The organism is Stakelama portus (genome assembly GCF_003171655.1).
Lineage (GTDB): Bacteria > Pseudomonadota > Alphaproteobacteria > Sphingomonadales > Sphingomonadaceae > Sphingomonas > Sphingomonas portus.
The window spans coordinates 521,844-542,854 of record NZ_QFZL01000002.1; the positions used below are offsets into that span (position 1 = coordinate 521,844).

At 62.9% G+C, this 21,011-nt stretch carries 17 protein-coding genes and 1 tRNA gene; 7 read left to right on the forward strand and 11 right to left on the reverse strand.

Translation table 11 applies throughout. The features are described from left to right. Nucleotides 1–32: 32 nt before the first annotated feature. The 3 genes from DKB74_RS07755 to DKB74_RS07765 are packed head-to-tail and all read right to left on the reverse strand — an operon-like array spanning nt 33 to nt 3,330. Complete coding sequence (locus DKB74_RS07755; protein WP_239987422.1) at nt 33–806, reverse strand: SDR family NAD(P)-dependent oxidoreductase; 774 nt, start codon at nt 804–806, stop codon at nt 33–35. Next, complete coding sequence (locus DKB74_RS07760) at nt 806–1,813, reverse strand: NADPH:quinone oxidoreductase family protein (RefSeq protein ID WP_109807541.1); 1,008 nt, start codon at nt 1,811–1,813, stop codon at nt 806–808. The genes DKB74_RS07755 and DKB74_RS07760 overlap by 1 nt, the downstream gene beginning before the upstream one ends. Beyond that, complete coding sequence (locus DKB74_RS07765; RefSeq protein ID WP_109807542.1) at nt 1,813–3,330, reverse strand: class I adenylate-forming enzyme family protein; 1,518 nt, start codon at nt 3,328–3,330, stop codon at nt 1,813–1,815. The genes DKB74_RS07760 and DKB74_RS07765 overlap by 1 nt, the downstream gene beginning before the upstream one ends. 224 nt (nt 3,331–3,554) lie before the next feature. Here DKB74_RS07765 and DKB74_RS07770 point away from each other — a divergent pair, with 224 nt between their 5' ends. The 3 genes from DKB74_RS07770 to DKB74_RS07780 are packed head-to-tail and all read left to right on the forward strand — an operon-like array spanning nt 3,555 to nt 6,570. Continuing rightward, a complete protein-coding gene (locus tag DKB74_RS07770; protein WP_109807701.1) occupies nt 3,555–4,295 on the forward strand; it encodes an SDR family NAD(P)-dependent oxidoreductase in 741 nt (246 codons plus the stop codon). Between the two features lie 17 nt (nt 4,296–4,312). After that, nucleotides 4,313–5,527, forward strand: coding sequence for an acyl-CoA dehydrogenase family protein (locus DKB74_RS07775; protein WP_109807543.1), 1,215 nt, complete (start codon nt 4,313–4,315; stop codon nt 5,525–5,527). 8 nt (nt 5,528–5,535) lie between these two features. Continuing rightward, the gene (locus tag DKB74_RS07780; RefSeq protein WP_109807544.1) at nt 5,536–6,570 is read left to right on the forward strand and encodes a phosphotransferase family protein; all 1,035 of its coding nucleotides are present in this window, start codon (nt 5,536–5,538) and stop codon (nt 6,568–6,570) included. Between the two features lie 6 nt (nt 6,571–6,576). Here the strand turns inward: DKB74_RS07780 and DKB74_RS07785 are convergent, their stop codons facing one another. Genes DKB74_RS07785 through DKB74_RS07795 form a run of 3 tightly spaced genes read right to left on the reverse strand, consistent with a single transcriptional unit; the run spans nt 6,577 to nt 9,381 of the window. Then, on the reverse strand, nt 6,577–6,900 hold the full coding sequence (locus DKB74_RS07785) for a 2Fe-2S iron-sulfur cluster-binding protein (protein WP_205007851.1): 324 nt from the start codon (nt 6,898–6,900) through the stop codon (nt 6,577–6,579). Beyond that, nucleotides 6,897–8,117, reverse strand: a complete 1,221-nt coding sequence (locus DKB74_RS07790) for a cytochrome P450 (RefSeq protein ID WP_109807546.1) — start codon at nt 8,115–8,117, stop codon at nt 6,897–6,899. The genes DKB74_RS07785 and DKB74_RS07790 overlap by 4 nt, the downstream gene beginning before the upstream one ends. Nucleotides 8,118–8,148: 31 nt before the next feature. Next, a complete protein-coding gene (locus DKB74_RS07795) occupies nt 8,149–9,381 on the reverse strand; it encodes an aromatic ring-hydroxylating oxygenase subunit alpha (protein ID WP_109807702.1) in 1,233 nt (410 codons plus the stop codon). A gap of 175 nt (nt 9,382–9,556) precedes the next feature. Between DKB74_RS07795 and DKB74_RS07800 the strand changes: the two genes are divergently transcribed. Beyond that, a complete protein-coding gene (locus DKB74_RS07800) occupies nt 9,557–11,713 on the forward strand; it encodes a molybdopterin-containing oxidoreductase family protein (RefSeq protein ID WP_145960925.1) in 2,157 nt (718 codons plus the stop codon). A gap of 17 nt (nt 11,714–11,730) precedes the next feature. Here DKB74_RS07800 and DKB74_RS07805 read toward each other — a convergent pair whose 3' ends face one another. The 4 genes from DKB74_RS07805 to DKB74_RS07820 are packed head-to-tail and all read right to left on the reverse strand — an operon-like array spanning nt 11,731 to nt 16,031. Further along, on the reverse strand, nt 11,731–12,540 hold the full coding sequence (locus DKB74_RS07805) for a TauD/TfdA dioxygenase family protein (protein ID WP_109807548.1): 810 nt from the start codon (nt 12,538–12,540) through the stop codon (nt 11,731–11,733). 59 nt (nt 12,541–12,599) lie between these two features. After that, nucleotides 12,600–13,220, reverse strand: a complete 621-nt coding sequence (locus tag DKB74_RS07810; protein WP_109807549.1) for a TetR family transcriptional regulator — start codon at nt 13,218–13,220, stop codon at nt 12,600–12,602. A 20-nt stretch (nt 13,221–13,240) separates the two neighbouring features. Then, nucleotides 13,241–14,539 carry an MFS transporter gene (locus tag DKB74_RS07815; RefSeq protein ID WP_161956833.1) on the reverse strand — a complete coding sequence of 433 codons (1,299 nt, stop codon included), beginning with the start codon at nt 14,537–14,539 and terminating at the stop codon, nt 13,241–13,243. A 1-nt stretch (nt 14,540) separates the two neighbouring features. Next, nucleotides 14,541–16,031, reverse strand: a complete 1,491-nt coding sequence (locus DKB74_RS07820) for a class I adenylate-forming enzyme family protein (RefSeq protein ID WP_109807551.1) — start codon at nt 16,029–16,031, stop codon at nt 14,541–14,543. Nucleotides 16,032–16,432: 401 nt separating this feature from the next. On the opposite strand from DKB74_RS07820, the gene DKB74_RS07825 reads away from it, so the two are divergent. Continuing rightward, nucleotides 16,433–17,215, forward strand: coding sequence for an SDR family NAD(P)-dependent oxidoreductase (locus DKB74_RS07825; protein WP_109807703.1), 783 nt, complete (start codon nt 16,433–16,435; stop codon nt 17,213–17,215). Nucleotides 17,216–17,433: 218 nt separating this feature from the next. Then, the gene (locus DKB74_RS07830) at nt 17,434–18,621 is read left to right on the forward strand and encodes an aromatic ring-hydroxylating oxygenase subunit alpha (protein ID WP_109807552.1); all 1,188 of its coding nucleotides are present in this window, start codon (nt 17,434–17,436) and stop codon (nt 18,619–18,621) included. A 20-nt stretch (nt 18,622–18,641) separates the two neighbouring features. Here the strand turns inward: DKB74_RS07830 and DKB74_RS07835 are convergent, their stop codons facing one another. Beyond that, the gene (locus DKB74_RS07835) at nt 18,642–20,174 is read right to left on the reverse strand and encodes an acyl-CoA synthetase (RefSeq protein ID WP_109807553.1); all 1,533 of its coding nucleotides are present in this window, start codon (nt 20,172–20,174) and stop codon (nt 18,642–18,644) included. 365 nt (nt 20,175–20,539) lie between these two features. Here DKB74_RS07835 and DKB74_RS07840 point away from each other — a divergent pair. After that, nucleotides 20,540–20,613: transfer RNA gene (locus DKB74_RS07840), tRNA-Gly, on the forward strand. Nucleotides 20,614–21,011 lie beyond the last annotated feature (398 nt).

Sequence of the window (21,011 nt, forward strand, 5' to 3'; positions counted from 1 at the left end):
ACGCCCAATGAAGTCAATTGATTGATTAAGTTTCATCGCGGCATTTGTCCGTCATCCACCTTGATACAGGTGCCCGTCACCGCCTCCGAAGCCGGCGACGCAAGATAGACGAGCGTGGAATCGAGCATCGGCGGCTCTCCGATCCGACCGCGCGGCTGGCGGCTGTTGAAGAACTCCTCGCCGCGTTTCGCAATCGACGGACCGCTCATTTCCGACCGAAAGAAGCCGGGTGCGATCGCATTCACGTTGATCCCGTGCTTTGCCCATTCGACGGACAGTGCTTCGGTCATGCGCACCACCGCGCTTTTCGTGGCGACGTACATCGCACAGGGGATCTTGCCGTCATAATTGAACGCGCCGATCGACGCGATGTTGATGATGCGACCGGGCTTGCCCGCATCGATCAGGCGCCGCCCCACTTCGGCGGCCAGGACGAACGGCCCTCTGACATTTACCGCCAGCATCGCGTCGATCTCGTCGACGAGCTGATTCACCGCAGGCTTCGCCCGGGCGATTCCGGCGTTGTTGACGAGGATCGACACGGCACCGAGTTCGCGTTCCACGGCATCCACGGCGCCCGGAATGGCCGCGGCGTCGGCGATGTCGAGCCCGACGGCCATTGCGCTGGCACCTGCCTTGCGAAGCTCTGCGACCAGTTCGTCGAGCCGGTCGGTGCGCCGCGCCGCGACTGCAACGCTGGCACCCGCCGCAGCCAGCGCCACGGCGAACTGCCTTCCAAGCCCCGATGACGCGCCGGTGACGAGTGCCACCTGCCCCGCCAGCGGTTGATTGCTCTCTGGGGCCATCATCCTTCTCCTTCCGAAATTTCAACCACAAGCTTGCCGACTGCGCGGCGAGAAGAGAGCTCCGCGATCGCCTCTCCGCCGCGCGCGAGCGGATATCGCGAGGACACCAGCGGGTGCAGCAGTCCCTGACTGTACAGATCCAGCAATTCCGCGACATTCGCTCGATTCCGCTCGGGAAAACGTTCGATGAACGATCCCCAGAAGACACCGATGATGTGAATACCCTTGAGCAGCGGAAGATTGAGCGGGATGCTGGGAATGCCGGCGGGAAATCCGACCACCAGATAGCGCCCGTCCCATGCCAGAGCGCGCAGCGCGGGTTCGGCATAGCTGCCACCGACCGGGTCATAGACAATATCGATTTCGCCGCCGGCAGCCTCGCGGATCGCGGCGCCGAACGCCTTGCCTTCTTCACGGCTCAAAGGGCCGGAAGGATAGACGATCACGTCGTCCGCACCGCGATCGCGCACGACCGCGGCTTTTTCCGCGCTGGAAACCGCGCCGATCACACGCACGCCCATTGCCTTGCCCAGCTCGACCGCCGCCAGCCCGACGCCGCCCGCCGCACCCATTACCAGCATGGTCTCGCCCGGCTGCACCTTGCCGCGATCCTTGAGCGCGTGATGCGAGGTGCCATAGGTCATCAGAAACGCCGCCGCCTCGTCGAAAGGCATCGCCGCAGGGATGCGATAACAGCGCCCGTCCGGCATCAGCACCTGTTCGGCCAGCCCGCCGCAGACTTCGCCGGCCAATACCCGGTCGCCCACCGTCAGATCGGTGACGCCGGGGCCCAGCGCGTCGACAAACCCGCTGACTTCGGCACCCGGCGCGAACGGCCTTTCGGGCCGGAACTGGTACCGATCCTCAATGATCAGCGCATCGGGGAAATTGATCCCGCACGCGGCAACACGGATGCGCACCTGACCCGGGCCCGGTTCGGGCAGCGGCACGTCGCGCAAACGAAGCGTTTCGGGGCCGCCCACGGCCTCGCTCAGCAGCGCGCGCATCAGCGCACCGGCTCCGGCAGCGGCCGGTTCGAATAGGTTTCGCGCAATGCCGGCTTGGAAATCTTGCCCATCGCCAGTCGCGGCAGAGGCTCGGGCGACACCAGGATGTAGCGCGGCAGCTTGAAGCCTGACAGTTGCGCGCGGCAATGGTCAAGAATTGCCGGAATCGCGCAGTTGGGCCCATGGACGATCGCGAACGGCGTTTCGCCATAATGCTCGTCGGGCACCGCCAGGATCGCCACTTCGTCGACGCCATCGACTTCCATGATGACGCGCTCCAGTTCGGCGGAAGAGATGTTGAGACCGCCCGATTTGATGAAATCCTTCATCCGGTCGACCATCTTGAGCAGGCCATTCTCATCGACCTCGCCAATGTCTCCGGTATGCAGCCAGCCATCGACCAATGCCGCTTTGGTTGCTTCCGGATTGCGCCAATAGCCGGTCATGATCCCCGGCTTGCGCACGATGATCTGGCCCGGCGTGTTGGGTGGGACGCGATTGCCGGCATCATCGACGATCGCGATCTCGGTAAACGGACCGCCGAAACCGCAGCGATCGGGATGGCTCTTGGCGAAGCGAACCGGATTGACGCATGCGCCGCCGCCCGCCTCGGTCTGTCCATAGAGCTGGCGCAACACGACGCCGCGGTCCCACCATGCCTGTTGCAACCATGGCGGCGGCGCTGCACCGCCAATCGATGCGACGCGCACGCAGGACAAGTCGGCACTCGCGAACTCCGGCAATTCGGCGATTCGCTGAAAGAAGATCGGCGCAGCGCGAAAGGTGTTGATGCGATGATCGAGCAACAGCCGCAGCGCCTGGGCAGGATCGAATTTCTCGAGCAGGAACACGCTTCCGCCGATAACGATCATGTGGATCATCAGGTTGAATCCGCCCGCCGTGCTCAACGGCGCGGCAGTCAGCAGTTTCGTCACCCCGCCACCGATATCGGGGGCGTTGTGGACATATTCCTCCCACGCATATTCGATCATCACGCGGTGCGAATAGACGACACCCTTTGGGCGGGCCGTCGAACCGCTGGTGGTGATAATCGCCGCCGGCGCATCGGCGTCGCATTCGCGCTCCAGATCGGTGGCGACGCCGTTGCGCAACGCCGCCACATCGCCCCTGCGCAATTGCGGCGCGGATGCAGCTGCGCTGCCCGCCAGCCGCTCGGCGCCGTTATCATCGACGAAGATGAGCCCGGGCGCATATTGGTCGAACAGATAGTCGACTTCGGCGGGAACCATTCGTGAGTTGATCGGCGCGACGATCGCGCCGCAACGAATCGCCGCCAACGCCGCGACACACCATTCGAGCGACGTTTCCGCATAAAATCCGACACGATCGCCCGGCGCGATGCCGGCTTCATCGACCCGCGCGGCGACCCGCCCCACCCAGGCGTCGAGCGCAGCGTAGCCGAGCGAGTCGTCCCCCACCCGGATCGCAGTCTGCTCGGATCGGTCGCGCGCCCAGAAGCGCAGCGCCTTGTCGATGGTCGCGGCCATCGCCCGCATTCAGGCACCTCTTTTTTAATCGTTCGCTTATTTCACGCTGACACCACTGAGCATGCCGGTCAACCATCGGCGAAAAAAATTCAATTGCGCAATTAACAAGGTCGGCGCTACGGCGGAGAAAAAGGAGAGGCAGTTATGGAAAGCATCGCGCCAGCGCGCCAGCCGTACGCCGTGACATTGCGGATAACCATCGCATGAGCGGTGCCTCTGCCGACGACACCATGATCCGCGATCCTCTCGATTTTTCCGGCAAGCGTGTCTTCGTGGTTGGCGGATCGAGCGGGATCGGAAACGGAATTGCGCGCCGGTTTCTCGACCAGGGCGCAGAGGTTCATGTTTGCGGCACCCGCGCTGCGGCTTCGGACTACCGACCCGAAGATGGCGATCTTTCCGGGCTTTGTTATGCCCAGCTGGACGTCACCGATCGCGGCGCGCTGGCAACATTCCGACCTGCCTTCGACCAGCTCGATGTTCTGGTGCTCAGCCAGGGCACGGTGGTGTATAACCGCGGTGAATTCGAGCCGGAAGGCTGGGACAGGGTGATGGCCGTCAATCTGGACAGCGTCATGGCGTGCGCGACGCGTTTCAAATCGATGCTGGCCGAACAACGCGGATCGCTGATCATCCTCAGTTCGGTCGTGGCAATCGCCACCGCGCGCGGAAACCCGGCCTATGCCGCGTCAAAGGCAGGCGCCAAGCATCTGACGGCCACGCTTGGCGAAGCCTGGGCAGCGGAGGGGATCCGCGTGAACGGCATCGCCCCCGGGCTGGTGCATACCAAAATGACGTCCGTGACGATGGACAATCCCCGTCGCGCAGCCGCCGCGGTGCAGGGTATCCCGCTCGGCCGAGCGGCGGAACCGGCGGAAATGGGTGGCGTAGCGCTGTTTCTGGCGTCTCCGCTCGCTTCTTACATCATCGGCGAAACGATCGTGGTCGACGGCGGCTACACGCTCGCGCGCTAACCGGATTGCGAGGATTTATGGATTTCGAACATAGCGCAAAGGTCAAGGAGCTCATCGCGAGGCTGGGCGCCTTCATGGACGCGCATATCTATCCTGCCGAAGCCGAGGAGCATCGCTGGCATGCCGATCCGGCCAACCTGTGGAAATCCTGGCCCGGCCTCGATGCGCTGAAGGAAAAGGCGCGTGCGGCGGGGCTGTGGAACCTGTTCCTGCCGCGCGAATATGAAGAATATAGCCCCGGCCTCACCAATCTCGAATATGCGCCGCTTGCGGAGATGATGGGCCGCGTCCCCTGGTCGCCCGAGGTCTTCAACTGCGCGGCACCCGATACCGGCAATATGGAAGTGCTGGCGCGGTTCGGATCGCCCGCGCAGCGCGCGCGCTGGCTCGACCCGCTGCTGGCCGGCGAGATCCGTTCCTCCTACGCGATGACCGAGCCGGCCGTTGCCTCTTCCGATGCGACCAATGTCGCCACGACCATCCTCGCCGATGGCGACGATTATGTGATCAACGGCCGCAAATGGTGGATTTCCGGCATCATGGATCCGCGCTGCACGGTGCTGATCGTGATGGGAAAGACCCTGGCCGAAAACCCCCGCCACCAACAACATTCGATGATTCTGGTGCCCAAGGACACACCGGGCCTGTCGGTAGTCCGCACGATGACGGTGCTCGGCCGGACGCACTCCCCCGGCGGCGAGACCGAATTGCTGTTCGACAATGTGCGCGTGCCGAAGGAAAATCTGATCCTTGGCGAAGGGCGCGGTTTCGAAATCGCCCAGGGACGGCTTGGCCCAGGCCGTATCCACCATTGCATGCGCTCGATCGGTCAGGCGCAGCGCGCGCTGGAGATCATGACCCGACGCGTCGAGAGCCGCGTCGCATTCGGCAGGAAAATCTCGGAGCAGAGCAGCATCCGTCAGGATATCGCGCTTTCGTGGTGCGAGATCGAACAGGCACGCCTGTTGACGCTCAAGGCCGCCGATATGATGGACAAGGTGGGTAGCAAGGGCGCGCGCGACCTGATCGCGGCAATCAAGGTCGTCGCCCCGCGCATGGCCCAGGCAGTCACCGATCGCGCGATCCAAGCGCATGGCGCAATGGGCCTCTCCGACGATACGCCGATCGCCTATGCCTTTGCGACCAACCGCTATGTCCGGATCGCCGACGGTCCCGACGAAGTGCATATGTCGCAGCTCGCCAAGCTGAAGATCGCCGAATATGCGGACTGAGCCGCCGCATGGCTGAGTGGCAGTCGAGCGTCGATCTGGCGCGCCTTGCCGACTGGATGGACGCGCGCCAACTCGGCAGCGGCCCGATCGAGGAGGTCGCGCCGCTGGGCGGCGGCACCCAGAACATCCTGTTGCGGTTTCGCCGGTCGGGCAGCCTCTATGTCCTGCGCCGCCCGCCCGCCCATCCGCGGCCGGAATCGAACGAGACGATGCGCCGCGAAGCGCGCGTGCTGGCCGCGCTGGCCGGATCGAGCGTACCGCACCCAAGGCTGATCGCTGCTTGCGGGGATGTCGCGGCGATCGGCACCGCTTTCTATCTGATGGAGCCGATTGCGGGCATCAACGCCGCCGAAACGCTACCCCCCTTTCATCGAACGCCCGCCGTCCAGCATCGCATGGGACTCGCGATGGTCGAAGCTATCGCAGCGCTGGGCAGCATCGATCCCCAAACGGTCGGGCTTTCCGACTTCGGACGCGCGGAAGGATATCTGGCACGCCAGCCCGGGCGCTGGCGCCGGCAGCTCGAAAGCTATGCCGCTTTTGAAAACTGGCCGGGCCCCGATGCGCTTCCCGGCATCGATCGGATCGGCGACTGGCTGGCCGCCAATTGTCCGGATGCAACCGCGCCGGGCATCCTGCACGGCGACTATCATATCGGCAACGTCCTGTTCCGCCCCGATCAGCCCGAGCTGGCAGCGATCGTCGACTGGGAATTGAGCACCATCGGCGATCCGCTGGTCGATCTGGGTTGGATGGTGGCGACCTGGCAGGGAGAGGACGGCACGTCGGCGATCGTGGCGGTCGATCCCTGGACGGGCTTTCCGAAGACGACGGAACTGATCGAACATTATCGCCGTCATTCGAACCGCGATCTGGCGGCGATCGACTGGTATATCGTGCTCGCCTGCTACAAGCTCGGCATCATCCTGGAAGGGACATTCGCACGCGCCGCCGCCGGGCTTGCCGACCGCGAGACAGGCGAATCGCTGCACAATTCGACGATCCGCCTGCTCGAACGCGCGCTGTCCCGGATCGAATCCTGAACAGGTTCACATCTGGGACGCAGGTATTTCAACGATTATTCCGGCCAGCACCGGCGTCACGTCAATCTGACACGTCAAACGGGACTCCGGGCGCCGGTCGACCGCCTCGTCCAGCATCTCTGCCTCGCCTTCACCGATCGGGGGCAATTCGCCCGAAGGTCCGGGCGTGACATATGCGTGGCAGGTCCCGCAAACCATCGACCCCGAGCACACCGCCTCGATTCCGCTGATGCGCGCACCCTTGAGCGCATGCATCAGCGATTCGCCTGTCACCGCATCGATTTCACGCTCGTCTGCTCCCTGACGAACGACGATGGCAACGGTCGTCACGCGCCTTTGCCTCCTTCCCATATGAGCGGCAGCGAAAGCAGCGCGTTCACAGTTCCCAGCCGGAAACGACAGGATTGGTCGCTGGCGATTTCAAAGCGAGGAACCCGCCGCAGCCACTCCTCGGTCAGGACGCGCAGTTCGGCACGGGCAAGAATATGCCCAAGGCACAGATGCGGTCCGGATGAAAAGGTCAGATGCGCGGAATCGCTGCGGTCCAGATCGAAACGTGCGGGATCCGGGTTGCGCCGGGCATCCCGCCCCGCGAGCGCCAGCACGCAGAGCACCATCTCACCGGGGCGGAACGTGACGCCGAACCGCTCCGCCTCGCGAACCACAAGCCGGGGCGTGCTGATCACGCCGAACATGCGGAGGCTTTCGTCGACGAATTGCGGTATCCGCGCCGGGTTTTCGGCGAGTTCCCGCTGCAGTTCCGGATCCTGCGCCAGATTGCGAAACGCAAAGCCGGATACATTGGTGACTGTATCCATGCCGCCCAGAAACAGCAGGAAACAGATGCGCTGCACCTCTTCGTGCGTCAGCTTTCGCGTCTCGTCAAAATCGGCAGCGATCAGCTTGCTGATGATGTCTTCGCCGGGCTGGGTGCGGCGCAACGCGATCAGTTCATCAACGATCCCCAATATCCGGGGCACGACGCGACCAAAGTCCTCCGGTGTGCGCGCATTGAAATGCTCGTCGGCGATCTCGCGAAACTCGCGGAGACGGTCGACGGGCATGCCCATCAGCCGCATGAAGATCGTCACCGAAAACCGCGATGCGACGGCATCCACGAAATCGCACTGGTTTTTGCCGACCGTCACTTCGTCCAGAAGTTCGTTGGCCCAACGCCGCAGGTCATCATCCATGGCGCGTACCGCCTTGGGCGAAAACATCGGCATCAGGATGCGCCGATACGGGATGTTATCCGGCGGATCGAGGCTGAGCGGGATGAACTGCGGCGGATCGGGCACCCGCGGGATCTGCATCTCTCGCGCGGAGAAGTCCTGCGGATTGGTCACGACTTCGACGATCTCTTCAAAGCCGGTCACGATCCAGTGGCCGCCATTGGCCGGAGTCCAGAAAACCGGCGGGACATCCGCAAGCACATGGGCGTAATCGCCCTGGATATCTTCGCCTATGCGCGGATCGGCATAGATGTCGAAATCGAAGACCGGTGCGTGATCGCCGCGCGGCACCGTCATGTCAGGCGCAGTGGCCATGGCATTCCCTCCTTGAAAGTCCGGTCGACGGTCAGGCTGCCGAAACAGCCGCTGCAGCCGGCGTATCGGCAGCGCCCAGCATCCGCTCGATCCCCTCGTAAAAGGCGGGAATCGGCGCTTCCATGCCGCAATAGATCACGTCCTTGATCGCGCCGGTGGAAAGGCCGCGCTGGCACGTCTCCGCCGCCTTGAAGTCCTCATTGCCGAAGACATCCTGGATGACAGAGAAGGAGCGCGCATAGAGATCCTCTGCCTTGGGATTGTCCGGCGCAGCATCGGTCAGCATGTAATAGTCGACCGAAGACGTTCCGACACCGGTCGGCATGATGATCATCACGCTCATATAATAGGGGCTGGTGATGAAGACCGTGTTCGGGAAGAGATTATAGGCGTGCGTCACATAGCTGCGGATATTCACCGAGGGATCGTTGAGTATCTCGGGCGAATAGTTTCCGCGGCCCGATGTCTGGCGCAGGTGAAGCCCCAACCGGTCGGGCACGCTCACCACGTCTGCGAACATGTCCAGCCCGGCCGGGCCGATCGAATTAATGTGCAGCCGCTGCACATGATAGCCTTCGAGGAAAGGCTCCATCACCAGCTTCCAGTTCGCCTGAAGCTCGAACCGCCGGTGTCCGTAGAGATGCGCGCCGGGCAGCCCGAAATGATCGAAATCCGACGCGATCTGGTCATCAAGGATTCCGAAATCGGCTGGCGCATCCGAATTCAGAATTGCCCAGATCAGTCCGCCGCTCTCCCTGCTCGGCAATTCGGTGAGCGGGCGATCCTTCTTGTCGAACCGCGCAAGCGTTTCCTGCCGCGGAACGCCGATCAGCCTGCCATCCAGACCATAGGTCCAGGCGTGATAGGGACATGTCACGCGCCCCGCCTTCTGCGCCTTGCAGCCTTCGACCAGGATCGCGCCCTTATGCGTGCAGGTGTTGTAGAAGACATGGACCGCACCCTCGCGATCGCGGGTGATCATCAACGGCACGCCATAGCCATCATGCGCCATGACCGATCCGGCCTCGGGAATCATCGCCGATGGCGCGAGCGGGACGGGAAGGCGCCGGAAGATACGCGACTGCTCCAGATCATAGCGCTCCTGATCCAGAAAGATCGACGCGGGTCGCCGTTCCTCGATTACCGGCGGAACGGCGGCGTCATGCGCGGGAATACGCCGTATCGCGTCGATCTGGCTGTCGTTGAGTTCATTGATGCTGATGCCGAAGCGGGGCCGATTGTCCGGCGAAAAATGCTTTCCCATGATCATCCTCCTCAAATTTATCTAACAGCTATAGATAAATCGGGGTGCCGGTTTGACCGGTGTCAAACCGAGGCCGTTCGCGGCAAATTTCATTAAGCGTTTGACTTACACTTTGTCGGATCACATTTTGCCGCAGAATGCGCTGGAAAAGCGCCGCAAGATCGGGAGAGAGACGATGGCGAAGGGCCAGATTTCGATGAAGACCGGCGAGGACGGGCTGCATCCTACCTATTGCCGGATTTGCGAAGCATTGTGCGGCATGATCGCCACGGTCGAGAATGGCGAGATAACGGCTCTCGCTCCCGACCATGACAGCGTCCATTCGCACGGCCATGTCTGTGTGAAGGGACTCAATATGATCGGGGTGCAGAACGACCCCGAGCGCGTAACGCATCCGTTGAAGCGAGTCGGCGGGCCTGGTGAATTCGAGCGGGTGAGCTGGGACGAAGCGCTTGACGATATCGCCGCGCGGCTTTCGGCGATCGTCGCCGAACATGGCCCGGAAGCCTATGCGACCATGTACGGCAACCCGCCCTCGTTCGGCTTCGCAAGCTTCATGGCACCGCGCATGTTCGCCCGCGCAGTCGGTGGCACACGGACCTTTACGCCCAGTTCCGAGGACACGACCTCGACGATGCTCGCGCATCTGCTGCTCTATGGTTCGGGGAGCTTTGTCTTTCCCGATCTGGTGGAGTGCGAACGGCTTTATGTATTCGGCTCAAATCCCCTGGTCAGCCACGGATCGCTGCTGATTGCACCGCGCATCCGCGAGGATATGACCGCGATCCACAAGCGCGGCGAAGTCGTCGTGTTCGATCCGCGCCGCACCGAAAGTGCGCGCGCTTTCACCCACCAGCCGCTGCTGCCCAACAGCGACGTGTGGCTGATCGCGGCGATGTTGACGACGATTGCGGACGAGGGCCTGGTCGCCGACGCGTTCCTTGGCGAATGGACGACCGGCTGGGAAGCGTTGCGCGACGCGCTGCGACCAATCACCGCCGAACGCGCAAGCGGCTTCACCGGGATCGCGGCGGAGCGCATCCGCGAACTCGCACTCGATTTCGCGCAAACCGAAAAAGCGGCGACAATGGGCAGGCTCGGCATTTGTCGCGGCACCTTTCCCACCCTTTCCAATTTCCTGATGCATGCGCTAAACATCGTCACCGGGAAATTCCATCGTCGGGGCGGATTCGGATTCGGGCACGGCGCGGCCGATACCGGCGAAATGCTTGCCAATGCAGGCATGACCGGTTTCCGGGCAGGTGCGAGCCGCGTGTCGGACCTGCCATCGGTGGTCGGCGCGACGCCCAGCGTGACGATGTACGACGAACTCACCCAGGGTGAGGAGCGCGTCCGTGCGCTGGTGGGCAGCGGCACCAACGCAGTGCTCGCCAAACCGGGCGGACATCGGCTGGAAGAAGCGCTCGAAGCGCTGGATCTCTATGTCGCGCTCGACCTCTATGTGACCGAAACGACGCGTTTTGCCGACTATATCCTTCCCGCCACGACCTTCCTCGAACGGGACGACGTTCCCCTGACCTTTGGCGGGCATATGGTGCGCCCGACGATGCAATATGCGCCTGCCGCCGTGAAGCCGCGCGGCGAGGCGCGGCTCGAACTCTTCATCCTGCGCGATCTGGCCGTGCGCATGGGGCTGGGGGAGAAATTCCCGGAAGTCGATCCGATGGCGGCTGCCGATCATTTGCTCCGCACCGGTCCCGAAGGCGATGGATCGCCAACCGGTTTGTCGCTCAAACTCCTCGCGGAGAATCCCCATGGCGTCGTATTGAAACGCGGTCGCTGGGACTTCGACCTGAAGAAGAAGCTACGCCATCCCGATGGCCGCATTCACTTGTTCGATTCGATGATCGGCGATGAAATCGCGCGGCTGTGCGCTGAGCCGGACCCCGTTCCGGGCGAATTGCGATTGTTCGGGATGCGCAAGCTGCGCTCGATCAACAGCTGGATGCACAATGTCGACCGGCTGGTACGCAGCGATCGCCCGCTGTTGCTGGTCCACCCGCTCGACGCTGCCGATCATGGGATCGCGGAGGGCGACATGGTGCGTCTCAGCACACGCTGGGGTGCGATCGAGGTCGAAGCGACAATCACACAGGACGTCGTTCGCGGCAGCGTCTGCTACCCGCATGGCTGGGGTCATGCAAAGGGCGGCTGGACCCGGGCCAACGCGCAAAGCGGAGCGAATTTCAACGTGATCGCTCCGTCGACGCCGGACAGCGCCGAGAAGATTTCGGGGATGAGCTTCATGGACGGATTCCCGGTCACGCTGGAGCGTGTCGGCAAAGCCGGCGAGCTCGCCGCCGCCGAATAGGCGGCGGCGGCATATCGTCAGGCCGCGACGCGGCTGGTGCGTTCCCATTCGGCGACGCCGATTACCGGCTCGCCGACCACGGTCATACGCTGCATCCGGCGCGGTTCGCGATAATCGGCCACGGCATAATGCTGTGTGAATCCGTTATCCCACATGGCGACGATATCGGGCGTCCAGCGATGCCGCAGCTGATAATCGGGCAAGGTGGCAACCGATGAAAACATGCGGATGACGTCATTGCTTTCCAGTTCGCTCAGACCGACGACCCGCTTGGAAAAGCGCGTATTGATATACAGGCCGCGTCGTCCGGTCCGCGGATTGACGCGCACCGCCGGGTGCACATGCTCGCGCAGCACGCCCTTGAACATGACGCTTTGCACCACTTCGAGCTCGTCGACGAAGCGACGCAGCGAATCCGCCATCCCTTCATAAGCGGCGTACATGCTCGACCAAAGCGTATCTCCGCCGAGCGTCGGCAGATATTCGGGTCGCAGGATCGTGGCATAGGGCGGCCGCTCGCGGAACGGCACATCGGTGTGCCACATATCGGCGAACTCGCCCTTCGCGTAATTCTGGTCATTCTCGACGATGTGCACCGCCTCCATCGCGCCGCCCAGGCTGGGCAGCAGCGGCGTCACTTCAAGGTCGCCGATCACTTCGCCGAATGCGAGATATTGTTCGGGCTGCAGCTGCTGGCCGGTGAAAAAAAGCACGAGATGCTCTTCGAGCATTTCGCGCAGCCATTCCCGATCGTCCTTGGTCAGCTGTGCCAGATCGACGCCTGCAATGCGCGCGCCGATATGCGGGGTAATTTTTTCCAGATTCATGAGCCTCTCCTCTCATGAATCTTGTCGCGAAATATCCGGATTAAGTCAACTGACTTATTTCATTCGGGCTGCAGCATCGCCGCCGCCAATGTGATCAGTTTTTCCAGCAACGCGTCGCGCGAAAACGCCCGCAATTCGCCGGCATCGAACCGATCGATCGCATCGAGAAACATCGCCGAAATCAGATCCATGCGAAACGCGAATGCATCTTCCGAATGATGGGGAAACAGCGCGGCGAGTTGCTCGTTCGCCCAGTTCGCGATCGGCGCCTTGTCCGATCGCTGGCGACGACTGAGAAACCCCTGGGGCGAACGTCGCAGCCCGAGAAGGAACGCCGCATAGCTGTGCCGCCCTTCGGCGTCAGTCTGCTCGATCAGCGGACGCATGATCAGATCGAGCAGCGCGCGGCAATCGGCGGGCTCGGGCATCGCGGCGCGCAATATTGCCCGCCGTGCCTCGACTTCGGCCAGCCGGGACTCGAACAGCGCCTCGACCAGGCCCTCGCGATCTCCGAAATGATATTGGACCGCATAGTTGTTCGCCGATCCGGCAGCGGTCGCGATCGCGCGGAGCGAAGCCGTCTCAATGCCCTCGCGCGCGAAAATACGTTCGGCCGCGTTGATCAGCGCCTGCTCCGCGGCCTTTTTGCGCGAAAGGCCCTGCCCCGTTTCGTCGTTCATGCGTCACCATTTTCACGGCATCACGCCGCTTCCGGTTCCGCCTTTGCACGAAGCTCGCCGAAATGGCGACGGCCGAGCAGTCCGCAAATGACCGTGACGATCCATGCGGGAACGATGACGGCGATGATCGCCAGATGCAGGTAGGAGCGATCGGGGAACATATAATCCGAAACCAGACCGACGATCAGCGGCCCGAACCCGACCCCGGCGAGCTGAGCGGTAAGACCGTACAGCGCGAGAATGCGTCCGCGAAACATCGGCGGCACGATCGCCTGAACCGCCGCATAGACCGTCGTGGTACAAAAGCCGCCCACCGCAAGCGTGATCGTCAGGCCGGTCACGACCAGCGGCAGCGACAGCGGCAACGCGAAGAGCAGCACCCCGGGAAGGAATAAGGGCGCCAGCCAGGTAACGAGCAGGAAGGGCCCGGCAGCGTGGCGCCTCATCAAGCGGTCGGCGATCCAGCCGCCCGTCAAGGTAGCGGCGATCGGGATGACCAGCGTCATTGCCCCATAGAGCGTCGCTGCATCGGCCGGATCCAGCCCCTGTCGACGGGTCAGCAAGGTCGGCACCCAGACGATCATCGCCACCTGCATGAAGGTCAGCAGGATATAGGGCAGCAACACCAGCGTTACGCCAACCGGCTCGCGCCGGAGAAAGGCAGTGAACCCCGGCACTGCACCGCCGCTCCCGGTCGCCGCCGCAACATGGCGCGCCGGTTCGCGAATCGTGAGCGCCAGCGCAGCGACGATGATTCCTGCAATACCGAACGTGATCAGGACAAGCGACCAGGGCTGCACTTCCCCCAAAACGGGGAGCGCCTGAGGCGTTTCGAACAGCTTCAGCAGCAATCCGCCGACGAAGAGCGCCGATCCCGCGCCGATCGGTATGCCGATCGTCACCCAGGCGACCGCGCGCGCGCGCCTGTCCGGCGCGAAATAATCCGCCACCAGCGAATAGGCCGCCGGCACCACCGCCGCCTCGCCCAGCCCAACCACCGCGCGCGAAAGCGCCATCGGCCAGAACCCTGAAACCAGAGCCGTCATAACCGTGCCCGCACTCCAGATCGCAATCCCGGCAGCAAGCAATCGGCCGCGGTGATGGCGATCGGCGAGATGCCCCATCGGCAGTCCGGCGATAAGGAACAGCGACATGAAGGCCGGGCCGATGATGAGGCCCATCTGACTGTCGGTGAATCCGAGATCGGCCTGAATCGGGCTGATCAGGATGCTCATCACCTGACGATCGAGATAGGACAGCGCGCTGACGAGCATCAGCACGACTACGACATAGGTGGGATAATGGCGCCGCAGGTCCATCTCAGCGAATCCGCGGCGGGAGCGGCTTATCTCCTCCATGGCTTTGGCGCAGCGCCGGCTTGGATATCTTGCCCGAGGCGAGCCGTGGAAGCGGCGTGTCCGAATGGATCAGATAGCGCGGGACCTTGAAGTCCGACAGGTTTTCGCAGCAATAGGCCACCAATGCCGCGGTGTCGGGAACATTGCCGTGCACGACCGCCATCGGCACCTCGCCAAAGCGCTCGTCGCGCGCGGCAATGACAGCGACTTCCTCGACACCCAGTTCCAGGATCACGCGTTCGACTTCGGCCGCGGAAATATTGAGCCCGCCCGAAATGATGATGTCCTTCTTGCGGTCGATCATCTTGACCAGGCCGAGTTCGTCCATCACGCCGATATCGCCGGTGTAGAGCCAGCCATCGCGGAGCGCTTCGGCGGTAGCCTGCGGATTGTTCCAGTAACCGGCCATCATCCCCGGGCCGCGCAGCACGATTTCGCCGGTCTCGCCTGCGGCCAGAAAATTGCCCGCATCGTCGACGATGCCGATATCGGTGAACATCATCGTGCCGCCGCATTTGTCGGGACGCGTCAGCGCATGCGCGCGCGAATTGATGACGCCGGTGCCGCCGCTTTCGGTCTGGCCGAACATCTGGCGCAGGATAACGCCCTTTTTCTCCCATTTTTCGAGCAGCGGCTGGACCACGGTCGCACCGCCGGTATGCGCGATATCGAGATGGCTGACATCGGCATCGGCAAATTCGGGAAGATCCGCCATGCGCTGAAAGAATATCGGCGCGCCGGTGATGAAGTTGACTTTCTCCTCGACGATAAGCCGGAGCGCCTCAGCGGCATCGAATTTCGCTTCGAGATAGGCAGTGCCCCCGCTCAGCAGCGTATGGAGAAACGGGATGGTGCCCGCCGATGTGCTCATCGGCGCGACCAGCAATCGACGATAGGGCCCGGTCAGCGGGTCGCTGACCACCTGCCACATATTATGCTCGCAGATAGCGCGATTGGTGAACATCACGCCCTTGGGGCGCGCCGTCGATCCGCTCGTCGTAACGAGAATCGCGATATCGTCGTCGGCCTGCGGCAATTTTATGTCGCGCGAGTCTCCGGTGAGCAAACCCATAATCGTCTCGGTCGTCACCAGATTGGCGCCGCCGGGGTTCACCTTCGCAATATTGGTCGGATCGGAAACAATGATTCGGGGCGTATAGTCGGCGATCATCCAGTCGAGTTCGCTGGCGACCATTCGCGTGCTGAGCCCGGCCGAGATGCCGCCCGCCCGTATCGCCGCCAGCATCGCAACGACCCATTCCATGCCGTTTTCGGCGACGATCGCCACACGATCGCCCGGCACAAAACCCAGGTCGCAAAAATGGCTGGCAACGCGCCCTACCCAGGCATCGAGCTGCGCATAGGTGACTCGCCGTCCGGCGCAAGCCAGCATCACGCGATCGGGGTGCTCCCCCGCCCACCAGCGGAAAGCGTGGTCGATCGTCATCGGCATGAATTCTACTCCTGGAACCTGATAGGGTGGGTCTGTTTATAGGGTGTTGGCCGGCAGATATTGGTCGTGGGCGTCGGGAAATGATCCGACCGGCATTTCCCTTTTCCCGAATTGCAGCGTTTGCGCTCCCGCGTCGGGGCGAGGAGGATCCGGATAGACAGGCGAAGGCCGACCTGTCTCGACCGCCAATCGCGACGGGGCGTCATGCGCGGGCAGCGACTGGTTCCTTTTCCACCGGCTTGCTATCCGCCGTCGGGGAGACAGGACGACACGCCCGGCATCGGGATCGGCAAGCGCCGCTGCATTTTCCATCACTCTCCCCTATCGACCGCGAGCCGCGGCGCAGATTATTTAGTTGATTACTTAGCCCCTCTGTGGTTCGCGTCAAGGAAGAGGAGCGGATGGACGTACAGCAAATCGAAACAGCGCGGTCGGTGGAAGGCCGCAGCGTGCTGATCACCGGGGCCGCAAGCGGCATCGGAAGCGCAACTGCGCGGGTTTTTGCGTCGCTGGGCGCCAGGGTCGTGCTGACCGATCGCGACGAAGCCGGTCTGCGCACTGTGGCGGCGGAGATCGGTGCCGAGCGCGGAGCGGCGGAGGCTTTTCCGCTCGACATTTCCGATCCGCAGGCGATTCGTGCCGTTGTCGCGCGGGCGGGCACGGCCAATGGCGGGATCGACATCCTCGTCAACAATGCCGGAATTTCGGCGATGGCGCCGATCGACAGCGACGAATATGATGCGCATTGGGATCGCCATCTGGCGATATTGCTCACCGCCCAGCAACAGGTGATCCGTGCCGCGCTTCCCTTCCTCCGCCAGTCGAACGCTGCCCGGATCGTCAATATCGCATCAACCGAAGCGCTCGGCGCAACGTCGGGACTAAGCGCCTATGCCGCCGCCAAAGCCGGCGTTGTCGGCCTCACTCGTGCGCTCGCGGTCGAGCTCGGCAAGGAGGCGATTACGGTCAATTGCATCTGCCCCGGCCCGATCGAAACCGGAATGACGGCGGCGATTTCGTCCGACCAGAAGGCGACCTATGCCGCCCGCCGCACCGCGCTACGCCGTTATGGCAGGCCCGAAGAGATCGCGCATATGATCGCAAGCATAGCGCTTCCCGGTGCATCGTTCCTGACCGGAGCCATCATCCCCGTTGACGGCGGCCTCACCGCTCGCAACGGGTGAGCGCCGCCGGTCAGCCCTTGCGATGGAGGGCTGGTCCGCAGCATCGCAAGGGTTGGGCATCCGTCATGGCGGATATGTCGCCAATTTCAGCAGCGGCGCCCCGTCGCCGCAGTTGCTCGGTTCAGCCCTGTTCGGACCCCAGGACAGTTTGCGAAACTTGATTTACTCGCTCACTTAACCTATAACCTAACAACGTTAGATAATAAAGGAAGCCGCAGATGAACGTTGCGACCGCCGCTCGCCCCCGGGAGAAGAATGTGCCGCTTTTGGCCAGCCTGAGCACCAGCCAGCAGGAAGCGATCGCACGCATTCCGCCGCATGCCGAAGCGGATGCCAGCGCCCCGGCAATTGACGAACGGCGCCCCTCGAACATCTTTATCGACCAGGCCCGGTTCGATCTCGAATGGGAACATGTGTTTCGTGCGCTGCCGATTCCGGTGACGCTGTCGGCGCTGGTGGCGGAACCGGGCAGCCTGATCGCGGTGGAAAGCTATGGCGTGCCGATCATCGTAACCCGCGCGCGCGATGGAGAGGTTCGGGCCTTTCTCAACGCCTGCACGCACAAGGGTTCGAAACTGGTCGAGGATTGCGAACCGCACGCTGCATCGCGCGTGACCTGTCCCTATCATGCCTGGACCTATGGTCTTGATGGCAAGCTGATCGGTGTTCCGCGCGCCGAAACCATCGCCAATTTCGACAAGGGCGACCGACCGCTTGCTCAACTGCCCTGCCGCGAAGCCGGCGGCATCGTCTATGTCGGACTGGACCGTAAGCGCGACTATGATTTCTCGATGGTCGAAGGACAGCTGGCCGAGGATTTCGAAGCGCTGAACATCCCGCGCGCGCATGTCTATGGGCGCAAGATGTTCGATCTGAAGGCCAATTGGAAGCTGGTGCTGGAGCCGTTCCTCGAAGGCTATCATGTTCAGCGCCTGCACGCCGCTTCGGTCGGCCCGATGTTTGCCGATTCGCCGACCATCACCGATCGGCTGGGTCCGCATTTCCGCCAGACTTCGGGCAAGATCAATTTCGACCCCGCGAAGCTGGACCCCAATGAGAACATCCACAAGGCGGTGACCTTCGCCTATGAACTGATGCCAAATGCAGTGGTCATCACCAGCCCCTATTATATCAGCGTCATGATCCTCGCGCCGCGCGGCCCCGATCGGACAATGGTCGACTATATGATGCTGACCCGCGAAGCGCCGGACAATCCGAAAGCCGAAGAGCTTTTTGCCAAGTCCTATAACATGGTCCTTGGCGTCTTCGGCGGCGAGGATTTCCGGGCGGCGGAACTTTCGCAAGCCGGTCTTTCCACCGGCGCGATGGACGACGTGCTCTATGTCGGCCTTGAGGACAAGATTCCGGCATTTTACGAAACGCTGGAGAGCCACTTCCCCTCCTGAGCGGATTGCCCATGGGCGGTCTAGGAATAGGCCGCCCGCAATTCGGTCTTGAGAACCTTGCCTGCCGGCGAAAGCGGCAACGCTTCGACAAATGCGATTGTCTTGGGCGTCTTGTAAGCGGCGATCCGTTCGCGACAGAAGGCGCGGAGCGCGTCGGCATCGGCGACCGCTCCGGCTTTCAGAATAACCGCGGCATGGACCGCTTCGCCCCATTCCGGATGCGGCACGCCGATTACGGCGACCTGCTGTACGTCCGGATGCGCCGAAAGGGCATTTTCCACTTCGGCGGAATAGACATTCTCGCCGCCGGTCACGATCATGTCCTTCAGCCGGTCGACGACAGTGACATAGCCTTGCGCATCCATCCGGCCCATATCGCCGGTGTGCATCCAGCCATTGGCAAGCGCCTGCGCGGTCTCTTCGGGCATTCCCCAATAGCCCTGCATCACGCCCCCGCCGCGCACCACGATCTCGCCGGGGGTGCCGCGTGGCACCTCGCGATCCTCGCTATCGACGATGCGCACTTCGGTGGACGAAGTGGCACGCCCCGCCGAACGCCCTCGGCCGGCCCGGCGGGCCTCACCGCTATGGTCTTCGGGGCCCAGCAGCGTCGCGATCGGCGATACTTCGGTCATGCCATAGGCCTGAATGAACGAAACGCCCGGCAGCGCATCCATCGCGCGGTCGAGCAGCGTGTCGTCGATCGGCGATGCGCCGTAAACGATGCGCTCCACCGTAGCCATGCGACGCGGCGCGAAGGCGGGATCGAGCAGTACCGCGCGCAGCATCGTCGGGACGAGAAACAGATCGCTGACCGATTCGCGCTCGACCACATCGATCACTGCATCCGGCGCGAACATCGGCAGAAACACCTGCGCCGCTCCCGCGAGCAGCGACGTGAACATCCCCGACAGACAGCCGATATGGAACAGCGGTGCGACATGCAGATAGCTTCGCCCGGGTCGCGCGCCGGGAAATGCCAGATAGCCGTTGGCCGACGCCAGCAGATTGCCATGGCTCAACATCACACCCTTTGGCCGTCCCGTGGTTCCACCGGTGTAGAGAATGGCAGCGAGCGCATCGCCGCCGACACGGCGATCCTCGGGCAACGGCGCATCCGCTATCCATTGCGCATAGGAACGCGCGCCATCCGGCACATCCGCCGCATCGACGATGATGTCGCGTAATCCCGGCGCCTCGGCAGCGATCGCCGGAACCAGCTCTGCGAAATCCTGTGACACGATCAGCGTCCGCGTCTGACAATTTTCGAGCGAATAGGCGATCTCGCTTGCGGTCCAGCGCGTATTGACCGGGTTGATCACCGCGCCCGCCCAGAAACAGCCGAGCACATAATCGAGATAGCGACCGCTGTTGCGCGACAGAAAGGCGACCCGATCCCCCGGCGACACTCCCGAGCGCAACAGCGCGCCGGCAAAACGCCGAACATCCTGTTCGATCGCCTGCCAGTCGCGGCGCCAATCGCCGTCGATCGCGCCGATCTCCGAAGGCGCGCGCTGTATCAGGCGGTGGAGCGATTGCGTACCGTAGGTCACTTGCACCTCGTTCGAGAAACCGCCGACGCGGCCTGCACACCGATTGGCCGCTTGCCGGCATCGCGACAGGTGGCGGGGCCCGCGGCGCGTTCATGATCGCATTGACTCATATCGTACCGCACAGGATAGCAAGGCGCCCTAATCGGTCAATTAAATTGGTCGCAAAGCCGGGTGGAACGATCCCACCTGTTGGCACCGGAACAGATCCCGGTGAAATCGCGGGAGCGGCGGCTGTCGTATCGCACAGGCACATGACGATCGGCCATTGACGCACTGCCCGACTGACGGCAGAGAGCCCGCAGTCAGGGGCAATGGCGCAAGGCCGCTGTAACCGGCGGCGCCGGAACCAGCCAAGCCCTTGAAATGCGGGTGTAGCTCAATGGTAGAGCAGAAGCTTCCCAAGCTTACGACGAGGGTTCGATTCCCTTCACCCGCTCCAACCTTCCCGGACCCCTGAACCCTCGTTTTCCTGTGGCGCTCCGCCCTGCCGGGCTACGCTGGGGTTCGATTCCCTTCACCCGCTCCAACCTTCCCGGACCCCTGAACCCTCGTTCTCCTGTGGCGCTCCGCCCTGCCGGGCTACGCTTGGAGGGTTCGATTCCCTTCACCCGCTCCAACCTTCCCGGCCCCCTGAACCCTCGTTTTCCTGTGGCGCTCCGCCCTGCCGGGCTACGCTGGGGGTTCGATTCCCTTCACCCGCTCCAGCCTTCCCGGCCCCCTGAACCCTCGCTTTCCTGTGCCGCTCCGCCCTGCCGGGCTACGCTTGGAGGGTTCGATTCCCTTCACCCGCTCCAGATTCACCGCAAGAGCAACATCGACTGGCGTGGATCGGCTCCG

What these genes read in the sequence shown, in the direction of transcription:
- DKB74_RS07795 (WP_109807702.1), bottom strand. Translation starts at nt 9,381, where the DNA reads ATGGGAAAGCATTTTTCGCCGGACAATCGGCCCCGCTTCGGCATCAGC.
- DKB74_RS07755 (WP_239987422.1), bottom strand. Translation starts at nt 806, where the DNA reads ATGGCCCCAGAGAGCAATCAACCGCTGGCGGGGCAGGTGGCACTCGTC.
- DKB74_RS07760 (WP_109807541.1), bottom strand. Translation starts at nt 1,813, where the DNA reads ATGCGCGCGCTGCTGAGCGAGGCCGTGGGCGGCCCCGAAACGCTTCGT.
- DKB74_RS07815 (WP_161956833.1), bottom strand. Translation starts at nt 14,539, where the DNA reads ATGGACCTGCGGCGCCATTATCCCACCTATGTCGTAGTCGTGCTGATG.
- DKB74_RS07780 (WP_109807544.1), top strand. Translation starts at nt 5,536, where the DNA reads ATGGCTGAGTGGCAGTCGAGCGTCGATCTGGCGCGCCTTGCCGACTGG.
- DKB74_RS07790 (WP_109807546.1), bottom strand. Translation starts at nt 8,117, where the DNA reads ATGGCCACTGCGCCTGACATGACGGTGCCGCGCGGCGATCACGCACCG.
- DKB74_RS07820 (WP_109807551.1), bottom strand. Translation starts at nt 16,031, where the DNA reads ATGCCGATGACGATCGACCACGCTTTCCGCTGGTGGGCGGGGGAGCAC.
- DKB74_RS07805 (WP_109807548.1), bottom strand. Translation starts at nt 12,540, where the DNA reads ATGAATCTGGAAAAAATTACCCCGCATATCGGCGCGCGCATTGCAGGC.
- DKB74_RS07810 (WP_109807549.1), bottom strand. Translation starts at nt 13,220, where the DNA reads ATGAACGACGAAACGGGGCAGGGCCTTTCGCGCAAAAAGGCCGCGGAG.
- DKB74_RS07825 (WP_109807703.1), top strand. Translation starts at nt 16,433, where the DNA reads ATGGACGTACAGCAAATCGAAACAGCGCGGTCGGTGGAAGGCCGCAGC.
- DKB74_RS07800 (WP_145960925.1), top strand. Translation starts at nt 9,557, where the DNA reads ATGGCGAAGGGCCAGATTTCGATGAAGACCGGCGAGGACGGGCTGCAT.
- DKB74_RS07830 (WP_109807552.1), top strand. Translation starts at nt 17,434, where the DNA reads ATGAACGTTGCGACCGCCGCTCGCCCCCGGGAGAAGAATGTGCCGCTT.
- DKB74_RS07765 (WP_109807542.1), bottom strand. Translation starts at nt 3,330, where the DNA reads ATGCGGGCGATGGCCGCGACCATCGACAAGGCGCTGCGCTTCTGGGCG.
- DKB74_RS07775 (WP_109807543.1), top strand. Translation starts at nt 4,313, where the DNA reads ATGGATTTCGAACATAGCGCAAAGGTCAAGGAGCTCATCGCGAGGCTG.